This is a genomic window from Streptomyces sp. cg36, assembly GCF_041080675.1.
Taxonomy (GTDB): Bacteria; Actinomycetota; Actinomycetes; order Streptomycetales; family Streptomycetaceae; genus Streptomyces.
Map to the genome: position 1 here is coordinate 2,883,046 of NZ_CP163520.1, position 17,337 is coordinate 2,900,382.

At 68.2% G+C, this 17,337-nt stretch carries 14 protein-coding genes; 4 read left to right on the forward strand and 10 right to left on the reverse strand.

The features are described 5' to 3' along the window. Nucleotides 1-13: 13 nt before the first annotated feature. The 4 genes from AB5J87_RS12715 to AB5J87_RS12730 all read left to right on the forward strand — a co-directional run bounded on the left by AB5J87_RS12715 (nt 14) and on the right by AB5J87_RS12730 (nt 5,151). Complete coding sequence (locus tag AB5J87_RS12715; RefSeq protein ID WP_369376599.1) at nt 14-1,795, forward strand: ABC transporter substrate-binding protein; 1,782 nt, start codon at nt 14-16, stop codon at nt 1,793-1,795. 64 nt (nt 1,796-1,859) lie between these two features. After that, nucleotides 1,860-2,837, forward strand: a complete 978-nt coding sequence (locus tag AB5J87_RS12720; protein ID WP_369376601.1) for an ABC transporter permease — start codon at nt 1,860-1,862, stop codon at nt 2,835-2,837. Nucleotides 2,838-2,901: 64 nt separating this feature from the next. Next, nucleotides 2,902-3,969 carry an ABC transporter ATP-binding protein gene (locus tag AB5J87_RS12725; RefSeq protein ID WP_369376603.1) on the forward strand — a complete coding sequence of 356 codons (1,068 nt, stop codon included), beginning with the start codon at nt 2,902-2,904 and terminating at the stop codon, nt 3,967-3,969. Between the two features lie 39 nt (nt 3,970-4,008). Beyond that, nucleotides 4,009-5,151, forward strand: coding sequence for an ABC transporter ATP-binding protein (locus tag AB5J87_RS12730; RefSeq protein WP_369376605.1), 1,143 nt, complete (start codon nt 4,009-4,011; stop codon nt 5,149-5,151). Between the two features lie 361 nt (nt 5,152-5,512). On the opposite strand, the gene AB5J87_RS12735 is transcribed toward AB5J87_RS12730, so the two are convergent. From AB5J87_RS12735 to AB5J87_RS12780, 10 genes are all read right to left on the reverse strand, one after another. Further along, nucleotides 5,513-6,541: an ABC transporter ATP-binding protein gene (locus tag AB5J87_RS12735; RefSeq protein WP_369376607.1), complete on the reverse strand. Its 1,029-nt coding sequence runs from the start codon at nt 6,539-6,541 to the stop codon at nt 5,513-5,515. Next, complete coding sequence (locus tag AB5J87_RS12740; protein WP_369376609.1) at nt 6,534-7,508, reverse strand: ABC transporter ATP-binding protein; 975 nt, start codon at nt 7,506-7,508, stop codon at nt 6,534-6,536. The genes AB5J87_RS12735 and AB5J87_RS12740 overlap by 8 nt, the downstream gene beginning before the upstream one ends. A 13-nt stretch (nt 7,509-7,521) precedes the next feature. After that, on the reverse strand, nt 7,522-8,541 hold the full coding sequence (locus AB5J87_RS12745) for an ABC transporter permease (protein WP_369376611.1): 1,020 nt from the start codon (nt 8,539-8,541) through the stop codon (nt 7,522-7,524). Further along, nucleotides 8,534-9,457 (reverse strand): ABC transporter permease, encoded by a 924-nt coding sequence (locus AB5J87_RS12750; RefSeq protein WP_369376612.1) that lies wholly within the window; start codon nt 9,455-9,457, stop codon nt 8,534-8,536. The genes AB5J87_RS12745 and AB5J87_RS12750 overlap by 8 nt, the downstream gene beginning before the upstream one ends. Nucleotides 9,458-9,529: 72 nt before the next feature. Continuing rightward, nucleotides 9,530-11,158, reverse strand: coding sequence for an ABC transporter substrate-binding protein (locus AB5J87_RS12755; RefSeq protein ID WP_369376614.1), 1,629 nt, complete (start codon nt 11,156-11,158; stop codon nt 9,530-9,532). Nucleotides 11,159-11,377: 219 nt separating this feature from the next. Continuing rightward, on the reverse strand, nt 11,378-12,529 hold the full coding sequence (locus tag AB5J87_RS12760; RefSeq protein ID WP_369376616.1) for an ABC transporter ATP-binding protein: 1,152 nt from the start codon (nt 12,527-12,529) through the stop codon (nt 11,378-11,380). Next, entirely contained in the window at nt 12,522-13,580 is a 1,059-nt protein-coding gene (locus tag AB5J87_RS12765) for an ABC transporter ATP-binding protein (RefSeq protein WP_369376617.1), read from the reverse strand. The genes AB5J87_RS12760 and AB5J87_RS12765 overlap by 8 nt, the downstream gene beginning before the upstream one ends. 14 nt (nt 13,581-13,594) lie before the next feature. Further along, a complete protein-coding gene (locus tag AB5J87_RS12770; protein ID WP_369376619.1) occupies nt 13,595-14,533 on the reverse strand; it encodes an ABC transporter permease in 939 nt (312 codons plus the stop codon). Next, nucleotides 14,526-15,455 carry an ABC transporter permease gene (locus AB5J87_RS12775; protein ID WP_369376621.1) on the reverse strand — a complete coding sequence of 310 codons (930 nt, stop codon included), beginning with the start codon at nt 15,453-15,455 and terminating at the stop codon, nt 14,526-14,528. Before AB5J87_RS12775 ends, AB5J87_RS12770 begins: the two co-directional genes overlap by 8 nt. 140 nt (nt 15,456-15,595) lie before the next feature. Next, nucleotides 15,596-17,230 carry an ABC transporter substrate-binding protein gene (locus AB5J87_RS12780; protein WP_369376623.1) on the reverse strand — a complete coding sequence of 545 codons (1,635 nt, stop codon included), beginning with the start codon at nt 17,228-17,230 and terminating at the stop codon, nt 15,596-15,598. Nucleotides 17,231-17,337 lie beyond the last annotated feature (107 nt).

Sequence of the window (17,337 nt, forward strand, 5' to 3'; positions counted from 1 at the left end):
CAGGCAGGAATCAATGAGAATTCGCAAGGCGCACTACGCCTCCGCGTTCCTGGCGGTGGGAGCCCTGACACTGACCGCCGCGTGCAGCAGCGGCGGGGCCGACGACAGCAAGAAGCCCGCGGGCGACGACAAGAAGGCGTCGGTGCAGAACTTCGGCATCGGCAGCAAGGCCGATTCCACCGGCCCGGCGGTTCCGATCGAGGGTGCGAAACCGGGCGGTACCGCGTACGACCTGGACCAGGCGGGATTCGACTATCTGGACCCGGGCCAGCAGTACGTCAGCGACATGCTCTCGCTGCAACTGCTCTACAACCGCTCGCTGACCGGCTACAAGATCGACGCCAAGACCGGCAAAACGATTCTGGTGGGCGACCTCGCCACCGACACCGGTACCCCGTCGGACGGCGCCAAGACCTGGACGTACACCCTCAAGGACAACCTGAAGTTCGAGGACGGCACGCCGATCACGTCCAAGGACATCAAGTACGGCATCGAGCGGCTCTTCGCGGACTACCAGACGCAGGGCCCGCAGTACGTCCAGAAGTGGATGTTCGGCCCCGACTACCGCAAGGCGTACAAGGGCCCGTACACCGGCCAGGAGCTGCCCGACACGGTGCTGGCGACGCCCAACGACAAGACCGTCGTCTTCCACTTCAAGGACGCGCACGCGGACGCCCCGTACGCGATGTCCATGCCGAACGTCTCGCCGGTGCCCAAGGCCAAGGACGACAAGCAGAAGTACAACAACCACCCGGTCGCCTCCGGCCCGTACAAGATCGCCGACTACAAGCCGGGCAAGTCGCTGTCGTTCGTGCGCAACACCAACTGGGACCCCAAGTCCGACCCGATCCGCAACGCCTACCCCGACAAGTGGGAGTTCCAGCTCGGCATCGGCGAGCCCGGTCTCACCAACCGGCTGGCCGCACAGTCCGGGCCCGACAAGTACGCCGTGAACCTGTCCGGCTCCGCGGACCCGTCGAAGATGCAGACCCTCACGACGGACTCGCAGTACAAGTCGCGGATCGTCAACGAGTACCAGCCGTACGTCGAGGTCATGAACATCAACACCAAGCGGATCACCAACCCCAAGGTCCGCCAGGCGATCATGTACGCCTTCCCGATGCAGCAGGTCCAGCAGGCGTTCGGCGGCGGCGCGCAGGGCGAGCTCGGCACCACGCTGCTCAGCCCGACCGTGGCCGGGTGGGAGAAGTTCGACCCGTTCGGCAAGCTCGCCAAGCCGATGGGCGACCCCGAGAAGGCCAAGCAGCTGCTGAAGGACGCCGGGGTCACCACCCCGGTCAAGCTCTCCTACGCCTACGCCAACACCCCCCGCTGGCAGGCCGTCTCGCTGACCCTGCAGAAGGCGCTGGAGAAGGCCGGCTTCCAGGTGGAGCGCAAGGCCATCGACCCGACCTCGTACTACACGGTCGTCGGCAAGGTGAACACGCCGTTCGACATCTACCGCACCGGCTGGGGCGCCGACTGGCCGAGCGCCTCGACCGTGGTTCCGCCCACGATGGACGGCCGCAACCTCCAGGACGGCACCAACAACTACGCGTTCCTGAACGACCCGAAGGTGAACTCCGAGATCGACCGGATCATGGCGATCACCGACATCAACCAGCAGAACGGCGAGTGGCGCAAGCTCTCCGAGTACGTGCTGCAGACCGACACGTCGCAGATCCCGTTCATCTACGACAAGTACTTCAACCTGCACGGCGACGGCCTCGGCGGCGTCACCTACAACCAGGTCTTCGGCACCATCAACCCGAGCACCATCTTCGTGAAGCAGTAGCAGTGGCGGCCCGGTCCCCGGCCCGCCTCACGGGCCGGGGACCGCATACAGACGGAAGAGTCCGATGCTCCGTTTCCTCGTGCGACGACTGCTCGGCGCCGCGGTCATCCTGCTGCTCATCAGCGCCATCACCTACTTCCTCTTCTTCTTCCTGCCCTCCGATCCCGCGCTGCTGTCCTGCGGCAAGAACTGCGACCCCCAGAACGTCGCCCTCATCCGCAAGAACCTCGGGCTCGACCACCCCATCTGGGTGCAGTACTGGCACTTCATGGTCGGCATCTTCGCCGGGCGCGACATGCCCGTCGGGCACTGCCCGGCGCCCTGCTTCGGCTACTCCTTCGCCGACCAGCAGCTGGTGTGGAGCACGATCTCCGACCGCTATCCGACGACGCTGTCGCTGGGCATCGGCGGCGCCGCGATCTTCCTGACCGTCGGCGTGGGCCTCGGCCTGGTCTCCGCCTGGCAGCAGGGCAAGCTGTTCGACCGCATCGCCAGCTCCGCCTCGCTGCTCGGCCAGTCCGTGCAGATCTACTTCATCGGCCCGATCGCGATCCTGCTCCTCTCCACCAAGATGCACCTGCTCGACCGCGGCCACGACCCGAGCTGGGGCAGCGACCCGGCCGGTTCGGTCTCCGGACTGCTGCTGCCGTGTCTGATCCTGTCGGTGATCTTCTGGTCCAACTACAGCCGCCAGACGCGCTCGCTGATGGTCGAGCAGATGTCGGAGGACCACATCCGCGCGGCCCGCGCCAAGGGCATGAGCTCGCGCTACGTCTTCCTGCGGTACGCGCTGCGCGGGGCGATGGCCACCGTCGTCACCATCTTCGGCGTCGACCTCAGCGCCGTGCTCGGCGGCGCGATCATCACCGAGGTCACCTTCGGCCTCCACGGTCTCGGCTCGCTGTCGGTGCAGGCCGTGCTCCGCAGCGACCTGCCGCTGGAGATGGCGGTGATGCTGATCGGCGCCACGATCATCGTGCTCTGCAACATCGTGGTCGACATGGCGTACGCCTTCATCGACCCGCGGATCCGGCTCTCCTGAGAGCTCGTCGCCCGTCGGGGCCCCGGGATCCCGGGGCCCAGGAACCTCCGGAGGAGAACCGTCCGTGAGCACCCTCAGCAAGCCCGAGGCGCAGCCGGTGCCCGGCCCGTCGCGCGGCTTCCTCTCGGTCCGTGACCTGTACGTGCACTTCGCCACCGAGGACGGCACCGTCAAGGCGGTCGACGGGCTCTCCTTCGACCTGGAGCGCGGCTCCACGCTGGGCATCGTCGGCGAGTCGGGCTCCGGCAAGTCGGTCACCAACCTCGCCGTGCTCGGGCTGCACAACCCGCGCAACACCACGATCCGGGGCGAGATCCTGCTGGACGGCCAGGAGCTGACCGGGGCCTCGGAGCGGCAGCTGGCGCAGCTGCGCGGCAAGAAGATGGCCATGATCTTCCAGGACTCGCTGGCCGCGCTCTCGCCGTACTACACGGTGGGCCGGCAGATCGCCGAGCCGTTCATGAAGCACATGGGCGCCTCGCGCAAGGAGGCCCGGGAGCGGGCGATCCAGATGCTGGAGAAGGTCGGCATCCCCCAGCCCAGGATGCGGGTCGACGACTATCCGCACCAGTTCTCCGGCGGGATGCGCCAGCGCGCGATGATCGCGATGGCGCTGGTCTGCGACCCGGAGCTGATCATCGCGGACGAGCCGACGACCGCGCTCGACGTGACCGTCCAGGCGCAGATCCTCGACCTGCTCAAGGACCTCCAGCGGGAGACCGGCTCGGCGATCATCATCATCACCCACGACCTGGGCGTGGTCGCCAAGACCGCGGACGACGTGATGGTGATGTACGCGGGGCGCTGTGTGGAGCGCGGCACGGTCCGGGAGATCATGCGCACCCCCCGCCACCCCTACAGCTGGGGGCTGCTCGGCTCGATCCCCCGGCTGGACTCGCCGGTCGACCAGCCGCTCGTACCGATCCCCGGCGCCCCGCCCAGCCTGCTCGCGCCGCCGCCGGGGTGCCCCTTCCACCCCCGGTGCGCCTTCCCCGACAAGGTGGCGGGGGGCGTGTGCCGCACCGCGCGCCCGGCCATCCCGGACGGCGAACGCAACGGCTCCGCCTGTCATCTGACGAGCACTCAGAAAGAGACCATCTTCGCCGAGCAGATCCGTCCCCGGCTGCGCTGACCCGGCCGTACCGGTCCCGACCAGGAGTCGAGAAACATCATGAGCGAAGAGCTGAGCCTCACCAAGGTTCCGGCGCCCCGCGACCAGGACGGCCGCGCGGACGCGGGCCCGACCGCCCCCCTCCTGGAGGTGGCCGGGCTCACCAAGTACTTCCCGATCAACAGCGGCCTGGTCCTCAAACGCCACGTCGGGGACGTACGGGCGGTGGACGGCGTGGACTTCACCATCGGGCACGGCGAGAGCCTGGGCCTGGTCGGCGAGTCGGGGTGCGGCAAGTCGACCACCGGGCGGCTGATCACCCGGCTGCTCGAACCGACCCGGGGCACCATCACGTACGAGGGCCGGGACATCAGCCACGCCTCGCGCAAGGAGCTGGCGCCGATCCGGTCCGAGATCCAGATGATCTTCCAGGACCCGTTCGCCTCGCTCAACCCGCGCCAGACGGTGGGCGACATCATCTCCAACCCGATGGTCGTCAACGGCGTCAACCCGCCCGGCGGCCGGGAGAAGCGGGTGCGCGAGCTCCTGGAGATCGTCGGGCTCAACCCCGAGCACTACAACCGCTTCCCGCACGAGTTCTCCGGCGGGCAGCGCCAGCGCATCGGAGTGGCGCGGGCGCTGGGGCTCCAGCCCCGGCTGATCGTCGCGGACGAGCCGGTGTCGGCCCTGGACGTCTCCATCCAGGCGCAGGTGGTGAACCTGCTCCAGGAGCTGCGGCGCGAGCTGGGCATCGCGTTCCTGTTCGTCGCCCACGACCTGGCGATCGTGCGGCACTTCTCGCAGCGGGTCGCGGTGATGTACCTCGGCCGGATCGTCGAGATCGGCGACCGGGCGTCGATCTACGACGGACCGCGCCACCCGTACACGCACGCGCTGCTGTCCGCGGTGCCGGAGGCGGTGGTGGACGACGAGGGCGAGGGGCGGGAGCGGATCCGGCTCGCCGGTGACGTGCCGTCGCCGATCGACCCGCCGTCCGGGTGCCGGTTCCGGACCCGGTGCTGGAAGGCGCGGGACCTGTGCGCCTCGACGACGCCGCCGCTGGTACGGCTGGAAGGAAACCGGGAGGGGCATCTGACCGCGTGCCACTTCCCCGAGGAACCGACGGTCGCGGCGCGGGACGAGGACGTCGTGCTCGACCCCGCGCTCGCCGCGATCGAGGAGGCGACGGACACCACCCATTGACCCGGGCTCCGATGCCTCCACTCGGGCAGGGCCCGCGTCCGCACACCCCAGCCACCACCGCGGACGTGGGCTTTCCCGCGTGCCCGGCCTTCACCCGCGGACCGTGGTGGGTTGCTCGCGCAGTTCCCCGCGCCCCTGACAACCCGCCCATGTCTGCGGACCGTGCTCGCTTGTCGCGCAGTTCCCCGCGCCCCTGAACGGCTCGGCTCCGCCTTCGCCCTCGGGCGCACCCGTAGGGGCGCGGGGAACGGCGCGAGGAGCGACCACGGTCCGCAGCCGAAGACCGGCCCAGAAGGGGCGCGGGGAACTGCGCGAGCAACCCACCACCGGCCCGCGGACGAAGACCCGCACAAGCCCCGCCTCACTCCGGCGGCACCACCCTCTTCTCCTCCGCGAAGTGACAGGCGGAAGGATGCTGCGCCGGCCCGGCGGCAAGCCGGAACACCGCCGGCACCGCCAGCTCCGGCACCTCCAGCTCACACCGCTCCTGCGCCTTCCAGCACCGCGTACGGAACCGGCACCCGGAGGGCACATTGGCGGGCGACGGCACGTCCCCGCTCAGAATGATCCGCTCCCGCCGCTCCCGCGCCGCCGGATCCGGCACCGGCACCGCCGACAGCAGCGCCTGGGTGTACGGATGCGTGGGATGGTCGTAGATCTCCTCGTCCCGCCCGATCTCCACGATCCGCCCGAGGTACATCACCCCGACCCGGTCGGAGATGTGCCGCACGATCGACAGGTCGTGCGCGATGAACACGTACGACAGCGAGAACTCGTCCTGCAGCCGCTCCAGCAGGTTCACCACCTGCGCCTGGACGGAGACGTCCAGCGCGGAGACCGGCTCGTCGGCCACGATGACCTCGGGCCGCAGCGCCAGCCCCCGCGCGATCCCGATGCGCTGGCGCTGACCGCCGCTGAACTGGTGCGGATAGCGGTTGATGTACTCGGGGTTGAGCCCCACCACGTCCAGCAGGTCCTGCACCTTGCGCCGCCGGTCGCCCTTGGGCGCCACCTCGGGGTGGATCTCGTACGGCTCCCCGATGATGTCGCCGACCGTCATCCGGGGGTTCAGGGACGTGTACGGGTCCTGGAACACCATCTGGATGTTGCGCCGCACCGAGCGCAGCGCCTTGCCGGACATCTTGGTGATGTCGGTCCCCTTGTAGCTGATCCGCCCGGCGGTCGGCCGCTCCAGGTTCACCAGCATCTTGGCGACCGTCGACTTGCCGCAGCCGGACTCGCCGACGATGCCCAGGGTCTCGCCCGCCGCGAGGTCGAAGGAGACGCCGTCGACGGCCTTGACCGCGCCGACCTGCTTCTTGAAGAGGATGCCCTGGGTCAGCGGGTAGTGCTTGACCAGGTCGCGCACTTCCAGGATCGGCTCAGCCATCCAGGCACTCCTTCCAGAAGTGGCACGCGCTGCGGCGGCCCTCGGCGACGACGGCCAGCGGCGGTACGTCGGTGCGGCACACGTCCCGCGCCATCGGGCAGCGCGGATGGAAGGCGCAGCCCGACGGGATGTGCATCAGATTGGGCGGCAGGCCCTTGATCGCGTACAGCTCCTGGCCCTTCTGGTCCAGGCGCGGGATCGATTCGAGCAGGCCCTTGGTGTACGGGTGCGCGGGCGCCTTGTAGATCTCGTGGACGGGCGCCTCCTCGACGATCCGGCCCGCGTACATCACCGCGATCCGGTCCGCGACGTCCGCGACCACCCCGAGGTCGTGGGTGATCAGGATGAGCCCCATGTTCATCTCGCGCTGGAGCTCGGCGAGCAGGTCCATCACCTGGGCCTGGACGGTCACGTCGAGCGCGGTGGTCGGCTCGTCCGCGATGATCAGCGCGGGCTCCAGCGCCATCGCCATGGCGATCATGATGCGCTGGCGCATGCCGCCGGAGAACTGGTGCGGATACTGCCCGACCCGCTCCTTGGCGGCCGGGATGCGCACCCGGTCCATCAGCTCGACGGCCTTGGCCTTGGCGTCGGCGCGGGACATCCCCCGGTGCACGGTGAACATCTCGCCGAGCTGAGCGCCCACGCTGAGCACCGGGTTGAGGGAGGACAGCGCGTCCTGGAAGATCATCGCCATCCCGGAGCCGCGCACCTTGCGGCGCTCGTCCTCCTTGAGCTTCAGCAGGTCCTTGCCCTGGAAGAGGATCTCGCCGCCGGCGATCCGGCCCGGCGGCACGTCCAGGATGCCCATGATGGCCTGCGCGGTCACCGACTTGCCGGAGCCGGACTCGCCGAGGACGGCCAGCGTCTCACCGGCCGCCACCGAGTAGGTGACCCCGTTGACGGCCCGGGCGACGCCGTCGCGGGTCTTGAACTCGACCTGGAGGTCGCGCACTTCGAGCAGCATGGTGTCCAACTCCTCAGCGCAGCTTGGGGTCGAGGGCGTCGCGCACCGCGTCGCCGAGCATGATGAACGCCAGCACCGTGATCGCCAGCGCCCCGGCGGGCCACAGCAGCATGTGGGGCGCGTTGCGGATGTACTGGGAGGCGGCCGAGATGTCGATGCCCCAGGAGACGGACGGCGGCTTCAGCCCGACGCCGAGGTAGGAGAGCGTGGCCTCCAGCGAGATGTACGTGCCGAGCGCGATGGTCGCCACGACGATCACCGGGGCGACCGCGTTGGGCGCGATGTGGCGCAGCAGCATCCGGGAGTTGGAGGCGCCGAGCGCGCGGGCCGCCTGGACGTAGTCGTTCTGTTTGGCGGTGATCACCGAGCCGCGCGCGATCCGGGCGATCTGCGGCCAGCCCAGCAGGATCATGAAGCCGATGACCGGCCAGACGGTGGTCGAGGTGACCACGGACAGGAAGACCAGGCCGCCCAGGACCACCGGGATGCCGAAGAAGATGTCGGTGATCCGGGAGAGCAGCGCGTCCCAGCCGCCGCCGAAGAACCCGGCGAGCCCGCCGAGCACCGAGCCGAAGAGCGCCACCCCGAGGGTGGTGCAGACGCCGACGGTGACCGAGGTGCGGGCGCCGTAGACGGTCCGGGTGTAGACGTCGCAGCCCTGGCCGTCGTAGCCGAAGGGGTGGCCGGGCCGCGAGCCCAGCTGGGCCTTGGCCAGATCGCACTTGAGCGGGTTGCCGGAGGCGATCAGGGACGGCCACAGCGAGATGACGACCAGGAACAGGATGATCAGGCCGGAGACGATGAAGACGGGGTTGCGCCGCAGGTCGCGCCAGGCGTCCCCCCACAGGCTGCGCGGCTTGCCGGCCGGGCCGGTGCCGTCCGGCCCGCCCGTGGCCTTGTTCTCCAGGGCCGCGCCCTCGCTGAGGGCGAGGTCCATGGCGCCGCCGGTGCCGGTCGGGGCGATGGCGCCCTCGTTGACTCCGCCCGCACCGGTGGCGGCGACCGAACGCTCGTCGAAGTCGGGCTCAGGCATAGCGGATCCTCGGGTCGAGTACGGCGTACAGGAGGTCGACGACGAGATTCGCCACCAGGAACACCAGCACCAGCACGGTCACGAACCCGACGACCGTCTGGGTGCTCTGGCGCAGGATGCCCTGGTAGAGCTGGAAGCCGACGCCGTGGATGTTGAAGATGCGCTCGGTCACGATGGCCCCGCCCATCAGCGCGCCCACGTCCGTACCGATGAAGGTGACCACCGGGATCAGCGAGTTGCGCAGCAGGTGGCGGGTGATGACCCGGTGGCGGGGCAGGCCCTTGGCGACGGCGGTGCGGACGTAGTCGGCGCGGGAGTTCTCCGCGATCGAGGTGCGGGTGAGCCGGGTGACGTACGCGAGCGAGACCGAGGCGAGGACCAGGCCGGGGACCAGCAGCTCGTTGAAGGGCGCCGACGGGGAGACCGAGGACCTGATCCACTTCCACTCGACGCCGAGCACCAGCTGGAGCACCAGACCGGTGACGAACGTCGGGATCGCGATGACCACCAGGGTGAGGATCAGCACGGCGGTGTCGATCGGCCGGCCGCGCCGCAGTCCGGTGACCACGCCCAGGCTGATGCCGATGACGATCTCGAAGAGGATGGCGATGATCGTGAGCCGGATGGTGACGGGGAAGGACGTCGACATCAGCTCGGTGACCTTCTGGCCGTTGAACGCGGTCCCGAAGTCACCGGTGAACACGTTCCCCATGTAGGTCGCGTACTGCTGCCACACGGGCTTGTCGAGGCCGAACTCCTGCTTGAGGCGGGCGGCGGTGGCCGGGTCGCACGCCTTGTCGCCGCACAGGCCCGCGATGGGGTCGCCCATGACGTTGACCATCAGGAAGATCAGCAGCGTGGCGCCGAAGAAGACCGGGATCATCTGCAGCAGACGCCGGATCACATAACGTCCCATGAACCGCTCCGGGGGTCGGGGAAGGGGCCCGGCCCGGCGCGGGGGACGCGCCGGGCCGGGCCTCCGCCGGCGTCAGCTGACCTTGATCTCGTTGTAGACGGGGACGCTGAACGGGTTCAGGGCGACGTTGGAGAGCCGGGTCGAGTAGCCCGCGCTGCCGTTCTGGTACCAGAGCGGAATGGCGCCCATCTGGTCCCGCAGCACGCCCTCGGCCTGCTGGAAGAGGTCGACCGCCTTGGCCTTGTCCGTCTCGGCGTTGGCCTCGTTGACCAGCTTGTCGAACTGGGCGTTGGTCCACTTGCCGTCGTTGGAGGAGGCGTTGGTGTAGTACAGCGGCTGGAGGAAGTTCTGGATCAGCGGGTAGTCCATCTGCCAGCCCGCCCGGAACGGCCCGGACATCTTGTTCTGGGTGATCTGGTTGCGGAAGTCGGCGAAGGTGCCGACCGGGTTGCCCACGCACGCCTTGTCGTTGCCCAGCGCGTTGTTGACGCTGTTGCAGATGGCGTCGACCCACTCCTTGTGCGAGCCGGTGTCCGCGTTGTAGGAGATCTTCACCTGGCCGCCGGGGATCCCGCCGCCCTCCTGGATCAGCTTCTTCGCCCCGGCCGGGTCGTACTTGCAGGCGTCGCCGCAGAGCCCGTCCTTGTAGCCGCCGTCCGCGCCGAGGACCGGTGAGGTCCAGTCGGTGGCCGGGGTGCGGGTCTTCTGGAAGATGGTGTCGGTGATCTGCGCCCGGTTGATCGCCATCGACAGGCCCTTGCGGACCTTCACCGCGCCCGGGGTGTTCCAGGCGTCGTCGTAGAACGGGAAGGCGAGCGTCTGGATGATGCCGGCCGGGGTGTTGATGTACCGGTCGCCGAGGTCGGACTTGACGTTCTTGAGCTGGGAGGCGGGCACGTCGTCGACGAGGTCGAGGTTGCCCGCGGTCAGGTCGGTGTAGGCGGTGTTGTTGTCGGTGTAGACCTTGAGGTCGACCCCGCCGTTCTGCGCCTTGTCCTCGCCCGGGTAGGCGTCCCACTTGCGCATCTCCAGCTTGGAGCCCTTGGTGTAGGAGTTCACCGTGTACGGGCCGTTGCCGACCGGCTTGGAGAGCCAGGCGGAGTGGTTGTCGAAGAACGCCTTCGGCAGCGGCGCGAAGGCGGCGTAGCCGAGGGTGTCGGGCCAGGTGGAGAACTTCTGGTTGAGCTTGACGGTGAAGGTGCGGTCCCCGGTGACCTTGAGCCCGGAGAGCGTGTCCGCGGTCGGGTCGCCCTTGTCGGGGTGGACCTTGTCGTAGCCGTCGATGTAGCCGAAGAAGTAGGCGTTCTTCTGGTTGTGCTTGAGGTTGGCGCCGTAGTTCCAGGCGTCCACGAACGACTTGGCGGTCACCTTCTCGCCGTTGGAGAAGGTCCAGCCGTCCTTCACGGTGACCGTGAAGTTGGTGGAGTCGGTGGTGTCGATCTTCTCGGCGACCATGTTCTTGGCCGCACCGGTCTTCGGGTCGTAGCGCACCAGACCGCGGAAGAGCATGTCGAGGACCTTGCCGCCCTGCACCTCGTTGGTGTTGGCGGGCTCCAGCGGGTTCTGCGGATCGCCCCAGGACGAGCTCACGATGCCCGAGGCGCCGCTCCCGCCTCCGCTGTCCCCGCCCCCGCAGGCCGTCGCCGCCAGGGCGACGACCACCGCACATGCGGTCCACTTGGCGTGCGTGGCTCCGCGCATGGAGTCCTCCTAGAGTCCCAAGTCTCACTTAGGCCCAAATATCGCCCCAGAAGAGGACAGAGCGCACGCCGACTGCACCCGAACGGGCGTGCCCGCACGCCCGCACGAGGGGTTCGCCTCCCGCGCGGGCACACCGCCCGGCCCCCGGGTACGCGGAAGGGGCGCCCGGAACCGTGCGGTTCCGGGCGCCCCTTCCGGTGCGAAGCGGGCGGTACGCGGTCAGGCCGCGCCCACCACGTCCTTCTCCTCGGCGAAGTGGCACGCCGAGTCGTGCGCGGCCAGGGTCTTCTTGCCCTGGAAGCGCTCGGGGACCGCCAGCAGCGGAAGCTCGGTGGAGCAGCGCTCCTCCGCCTTCCAGCAGCGGGTGCGGAAGCGGCAGCCCGACGGCGGGTTGGCCGGGGACGGGACGTCGCCGGTCAGGATGATGCGCTCGCGGTGCTCGCGCGCGTCCGGGTCCGGCACCGGCACCGCGGAGAGCAGCGCCTGGGTGTACGGGTGCGTCGGGTGCTCGTAGATCTCCTCGTCCGTGCCGATCTCGGCCATCTTGCCGAGGTACATCACACCGACGCGGTCGGAGATGTGCCGGACGATCGAGAGGTCGTGCGCGATGAAGATGTAGGAGAGGTTGAACTCGTCCTGCAGCTTCTCCATCAGGTTGATGACCTGCGCCTGCACCGACACGTCGAGCGCGGAGACCGGCTCGTCGCAGATGATGATCTCGGGGTTGAGCGCGAGGCCGCGGGCGATGCCGATGCGCTGGCGCTGACCGCCCGAGAACTGGTGCGGGTACCGGTTGATGTACTCCGGGTTGAGGCCCACGACGTCCAGGAGCTCCTGGACCCGGCGGCGCCGGTCGCCCTTGGGCGCCACCTCGGGGTGGATGTCGAAGGGCTCGCCGATGATGTCGCCGACCGTCATCCGGGGGTTCAGGGACGTGTACGGGTCCTGGAACACCATCTGGATGTTGCGGCGGACGGCCTTCAGCGCGCGGCCGGACAGCTTGGTGATGTCCTGGCCCTTGTAGAAGACCTCGCCGGCGGTGGCCCGCTCCAGCGTCATCAGCAGCTTGGCGACCGTGGACTTGCCGCAGCCGGACTCGCCGACGATGCCGAGGGTCTCGCCCTGGTAGAGGTCGAAGGAGACCCCGTCCACGGCCTTGACCGCGCCGATCTGCTTCTTGAAGAGGATGCCCTGGGTCAGCGGGAAGTGCTTGACCAGGTTGCGCACCTGGAGGATCGGCTCACCGCGCTCGACCTTGGCGTCGAGGATCGCCTCGACCTCGGTGGTCGTGGAGGCGTCCGTCTTCACCACGTCGGTCACGCTCGCGGTGGTCGCGTCCACAGCCTCGTCCTTCTTGGCCGGCTCAGCCATGGATCGTCTCCTTCCAGAAGTGGCAGGCGCTGCCGCGGCCGGACAGGTCCGTGCCGTCCGCCTCGGTGACCGGGGCCAGCTTCGGCACCTCGGTGCGGCAGATGTCCTGCGCCTTCGGGCAGCGCGGGTTGAACGCGCAGCCGCTGGGGATCTTCAGCAGGTTCGGCGGCAGGCCCTTGATCGCGTACAGCTCCTGGCCCTTCTGGTCCAGGCGCGGGATCGAGTCGAGCAGACCCCGGGTGTACGGGTGCGCGGGGCGCTTGTAGAGCTCGTGCACCGGCGCGGTCTCCACGATCCGGCCCGCGTACATCACGGCGATCTTGTCCGCGACGTCGGCGACCACGCCGAGGTCGTGGGTGATCAGGATCAGGCCCATGTGGTACTCGCGCTGGAGCTCCGCCAGCAGGTCCATGACCTGCGCCTGGACCGTCACGTCGAGCGCGGTGGTCGGCTCGTCCGCGATGATCAGGTCCGGCTCCAGGGCCAGCGCCATGGCGATCATGATGCGCTGGCGCATGCCGCCGGAGAACTGGTGGGGGTAGTCGTTGACCCGCGCGGCAGCCGCGGGGATCTTGACCTTGTCCATCAGCTCGATGGCCTTGGCCTTGGCCTCCTTGCGGGAGGCGCCCTGGTGGACCCGGAACATCTCGCCGAGCTGGTAGCCGACGCTCAGCACCGGGTTCAGCGCGGAGAGCGCGTCCTGGAAGATCATGGCGATCTTCTGGCCGCGGATGGCGCGCCGCTCCTCGGCGGTCATCTTCAGCATGTCCTCGCCGCGGAACAGGATCTCGCCCTGCGGGATCTTGCCGGGCGGCATGTCGAGGATGCCCATGATGGCCTGCGCGGTCACGGACTTGCCCGAACCGGACTCGCCGAGGACGGCGAGGGTCTCGCCGGCGCTCACGCTGTAGTTGACGCCGTTGACCGCCTTGGCCACACCGTCTCGGGTGTGGAACTCCACGTGCAGGTCACGGACTTCGAGCAGGGGGCCGCCCTGGTCACCGTCGGCGCGGGGCGCCGGGACGCTGGCGGTCTTGTCGATGATGCTCACGTCGTACGCCCTCCTCAGCGCAGCTTGGGGTCGAGGGCGTCGCGCACCGCGTCGCCGAGCATGATGAAGGCGAGCACCGTGATGCTCAGCATGGCGCTGGGGAAGAACAGCACGTGCGGAGCGGTACGGATGACGGTCTGGCCCGAGGAAATGTCGTTGCCCCACGAGACGGTGGACGGCGGCAGGCCGATACCGAGGAAGGACAGCGTCGCCTCGGTGGCGATGTATCCGCCGAGGGCGATGGTCGCGACGACGATCACCGGCGCGACCGCGTTCGGCAGGATGTGCCGGATCATGATGCGGCTGGTGCTCGCGCCCAGGGCCTTGGCGGCCTGGACGTAGTCGGCCTGCTTGACCGTGATCACCGAACCGCGCATGACACGCGCCAGCTGGGTCCAGCCCAGCAGACCGAGGCCGACCACCACGGACCAGACGGTGCGGTGCGTGAAGGCGTTGAGGATGACGATCGCGCCGAGCAGCAGCGGGATGCCGAAGAACACGTCGGTCAGCCGCGAGAGCAGCGAGTCGAGCCAGCCGCCGAAGTAGCCGGCCAGCATGCCCACGAAGCTGCCGAGCAGCGTCACGAAGACCGTCACGCAGACGCCGACGATGATCGAGGCGCGGGCGCCGTACAGGACGCGCGAGTAGATGCTGCGGCCCTGGACGTCGTAGCCGAACCAGTCCTCCTGGAAGAAGTGGCTGTAGTTCGGCGAGCCCAGGTAGTGCTTGGCGAGGTCCGCGTGGTCGGGGTCGACCGAGCTGAACATCCCCGGGAAGCTCGCGACGAGCACCAGGAAGACGATCAGCAGCGCCGAGACGATGAAGAACGGGTTGCGGCGCAGATCGCGCCAGGCGTCCGACCAGAGGCTGCGCGGCTTCTCCGTCGCCGTGGTCGCGGCGGCGGTGACCGGGGTCTCGGTCCCGGCCTCGGCCTTCTTGAGGGTCTCAGGCATAGCGGATCCTCGGGTCCAGAGCGGCGTACAGCAGGTCGACGGCAAGGCTGGAGAGCAGGTAGACGATCACCAGGATCGTCACGATGCCGACCACCGTGGTGTTGTCCGACTGGTTGATCGATCGGTACAGCGTGTTGCCGATGCCGTGCACGTTGAAGATGCCCTCGGTGACGATGGCACCGCCCATCAGGGCGCCCAGGTCCGTACCGAGGAAGGTGACCACCGGGATCAGCGAGTTGCGCATCAGGTGGATGCCGACCACGCGGCGGCGCGGCAGGCCCTTCGCGACGGCGGTGCGGATGTAGTCCGCGCGCAGGTTCTCGGCGATCGAGGTCCTGCTGAGCCGGGCGATGTACGCGAACGAGAGCGAACCGAGGACCACACCGGGCAGCAGCAGCTGCGTGATGTCGTCGGAGTTCTGCACGGTCGGGGTGACCCAGCCGAGCTGGTCCGCGAAGACCGTCTGGAAGATGAAGCCCAGAACGAAGATCGGGATCGAGATCAGCAGCAGGGTGACCACGAGGACGAGCTTGTCCGCGATCTTGCCGCGGTTGAGGCCGGCCAGGAGACCCAGCACGATGCCCACGACGATCTCGATGGTGAAGGCGATCAGCGAAAGCCTGATCGTCACCGGGAACGTCTCCGACATGACGTCGATCACCTTACGGCCGGTGACGAAGCTGGTGCCGAAGTCTCCGGTGATGACGTTGCTGATGTAGTGCCAGTACTGCGCGAGTACCGGTCGGTCGAACCAGTATTCGTGGCGCAGCCGCGCCATCGCCTGCGGGTCGGCAGGTCTGTCGCCCCACAGCGCCCGGACCGGGTCGCCGGGGAGTGAGTACACCATCAGAAAGATGAGCAGAGTGGTCCCGATGAACACCGGGATCATCTGGAGCAGTCGCCTCGCGACGTAGCGCCCCATCGAGCCTCCATAGTCAGCCGCTGCAACAGCCGGCCCGCCCCGCTCCTCGTGGGAGGGGCGGGCCGGCTGCCCTGCGCGAACGGTGTGGCGCCGACGTGACGTCGGAGCGCCTGGGTGAATCGACCGTTAGCGGCCTGTAGCTACTTCTTCACGACCTCGACAGCGGTGAACACCGGCTTGCCGAAGGTGTCGTACGTGACGTTCTTGACGTTGGCCGAGTAGCCGGCGTTCGTCTTGTAGTACCAGAGCGGGATGGCCGGCATGTCCGCGTAGAGGGCCTTCTCGGCCTCCTGGTACAGCTTGACGGACTCGTCCAGCGTCGCGGCCTTGTCCGCCTTGGCGGTCAGCTCGTCGAACGTCTTGTTGGAGTAGCCGCCCTCGTTGCCCGCGGCGGTGGTGCCGTACAGGTCCTTGAGGAAGTTGGCGTTCAGCGGGTAGTCCTGGACCCAGCCCGAGCGGTAGAAGGACTGGACCTTCTTGCCGGTGCGGATGTCGAGGACGGTCTTGAAGTCCGCCTTGGCGTCGCTCTCGCACTTGACGCCGGTGGCCTGGGTGATGTTGGCGCAGACCGCCGTCACCCATTCCTTGTGGCCGCCGTCGGCGTTGTAGAGCACGGAGATGGCGGCGTTGGCGCCACCCGCGTCCGTGACGAGCTGCTTGGCCTTGGCCGGGTCGTACTTGCACGCCTCACCACAGGCGTCCGGCAGGTAACCCTTGACGGCCGGCGGCACGAAGCCGGTGGCCGGGGTGCGCGAGCCCTGGAGCACCGTCTTGGTGATGGTGTCCCGGTCGATCGCCATGGAGATGCCCTGGACGAACTTGGCACGGTCCTTGAGACCCTTGAGCGTCGGCGAGTAGGCCGCGATCGCGATGGTCTGGATCGAGTTCTGCGGGGCGTCCACGGCGCGCTTGCCGAGGTCCTGGTGGTAGGTGGCCATGCCGCTCGGGGCGACCTGGTCCAGCACGTCCAGGTTGTTGGAGACCGTGTCCTTATAGGCGGCCTCGGAGGTCGTGTAGAACTTGAAGTCCACACCACCGTTCTTCGGCTTGTCCGGACCCGCGTACTTGTCGTACGTCTTGGTCAGGAAGTCCTGGTTGTGGTTCCACTTGACGAACTGGTACGGGCCGTTGCCGATGGGCTCCTGGCCGTACTTCTTCGGGTTCGTGTAGAACACGTCCGGCAGCGGCGCGTAGGCGCTGTAGCCGAGCTTGTAGGTCCAGTACGGCGCCGGGTTGGCGAGCTCGACCTTGATCGTGTAGTCGTCCGGGGTGGTCAGACCCGACATGGTCTCGGCCTTCGGGTCACCCTTCTCCGGGTGCACGTCGGCGTAGCCCTTGATGTCCGAGAACCACGAGGCGTTCTGCTGCGCGTTCTTGGCGTTCGCGCCCCAGTTCCACGCCTTGACGAAGGACTTCGCCGTGACCTTCTCACCGTTGTGGAAGGTCCAGCCCTGCTTCACCTTGATGGTGTAGTGGCTGGCGTCGTCCTGCTTGATGTTGTCCGCGACCAGGTTGACGAGCGCACCCGTCTTGGGGTCGAAGTCCACCAGCTTGGAGAAGAGCGCGTCGGTGATACGACCACCGCCGGTCTCCATCACGTTGGCCGGCTGGATCGGGTGCTGCGGCTCGCTGCTCTGGTAGCTGAACACGCCGGACGGGTTCGCAGCCGCGCCCGAGTTGTCCGAGCTGTCGCTGTCGCCGCCACCACAGGCAGTCGCAGCCAGGGCGACGAGAGCCGCACCGGCGACCCACTTGGCGCTCTTGGCACCACGCATGGGTTCCTCCTCATGAGTCCACTTGTCACGACATGAGGGGCACAAAAAGATCGCCGACACCCCTGACGGCGATCGATCAAACGCCCCGAGTGTGCTCGTGAGTCGGC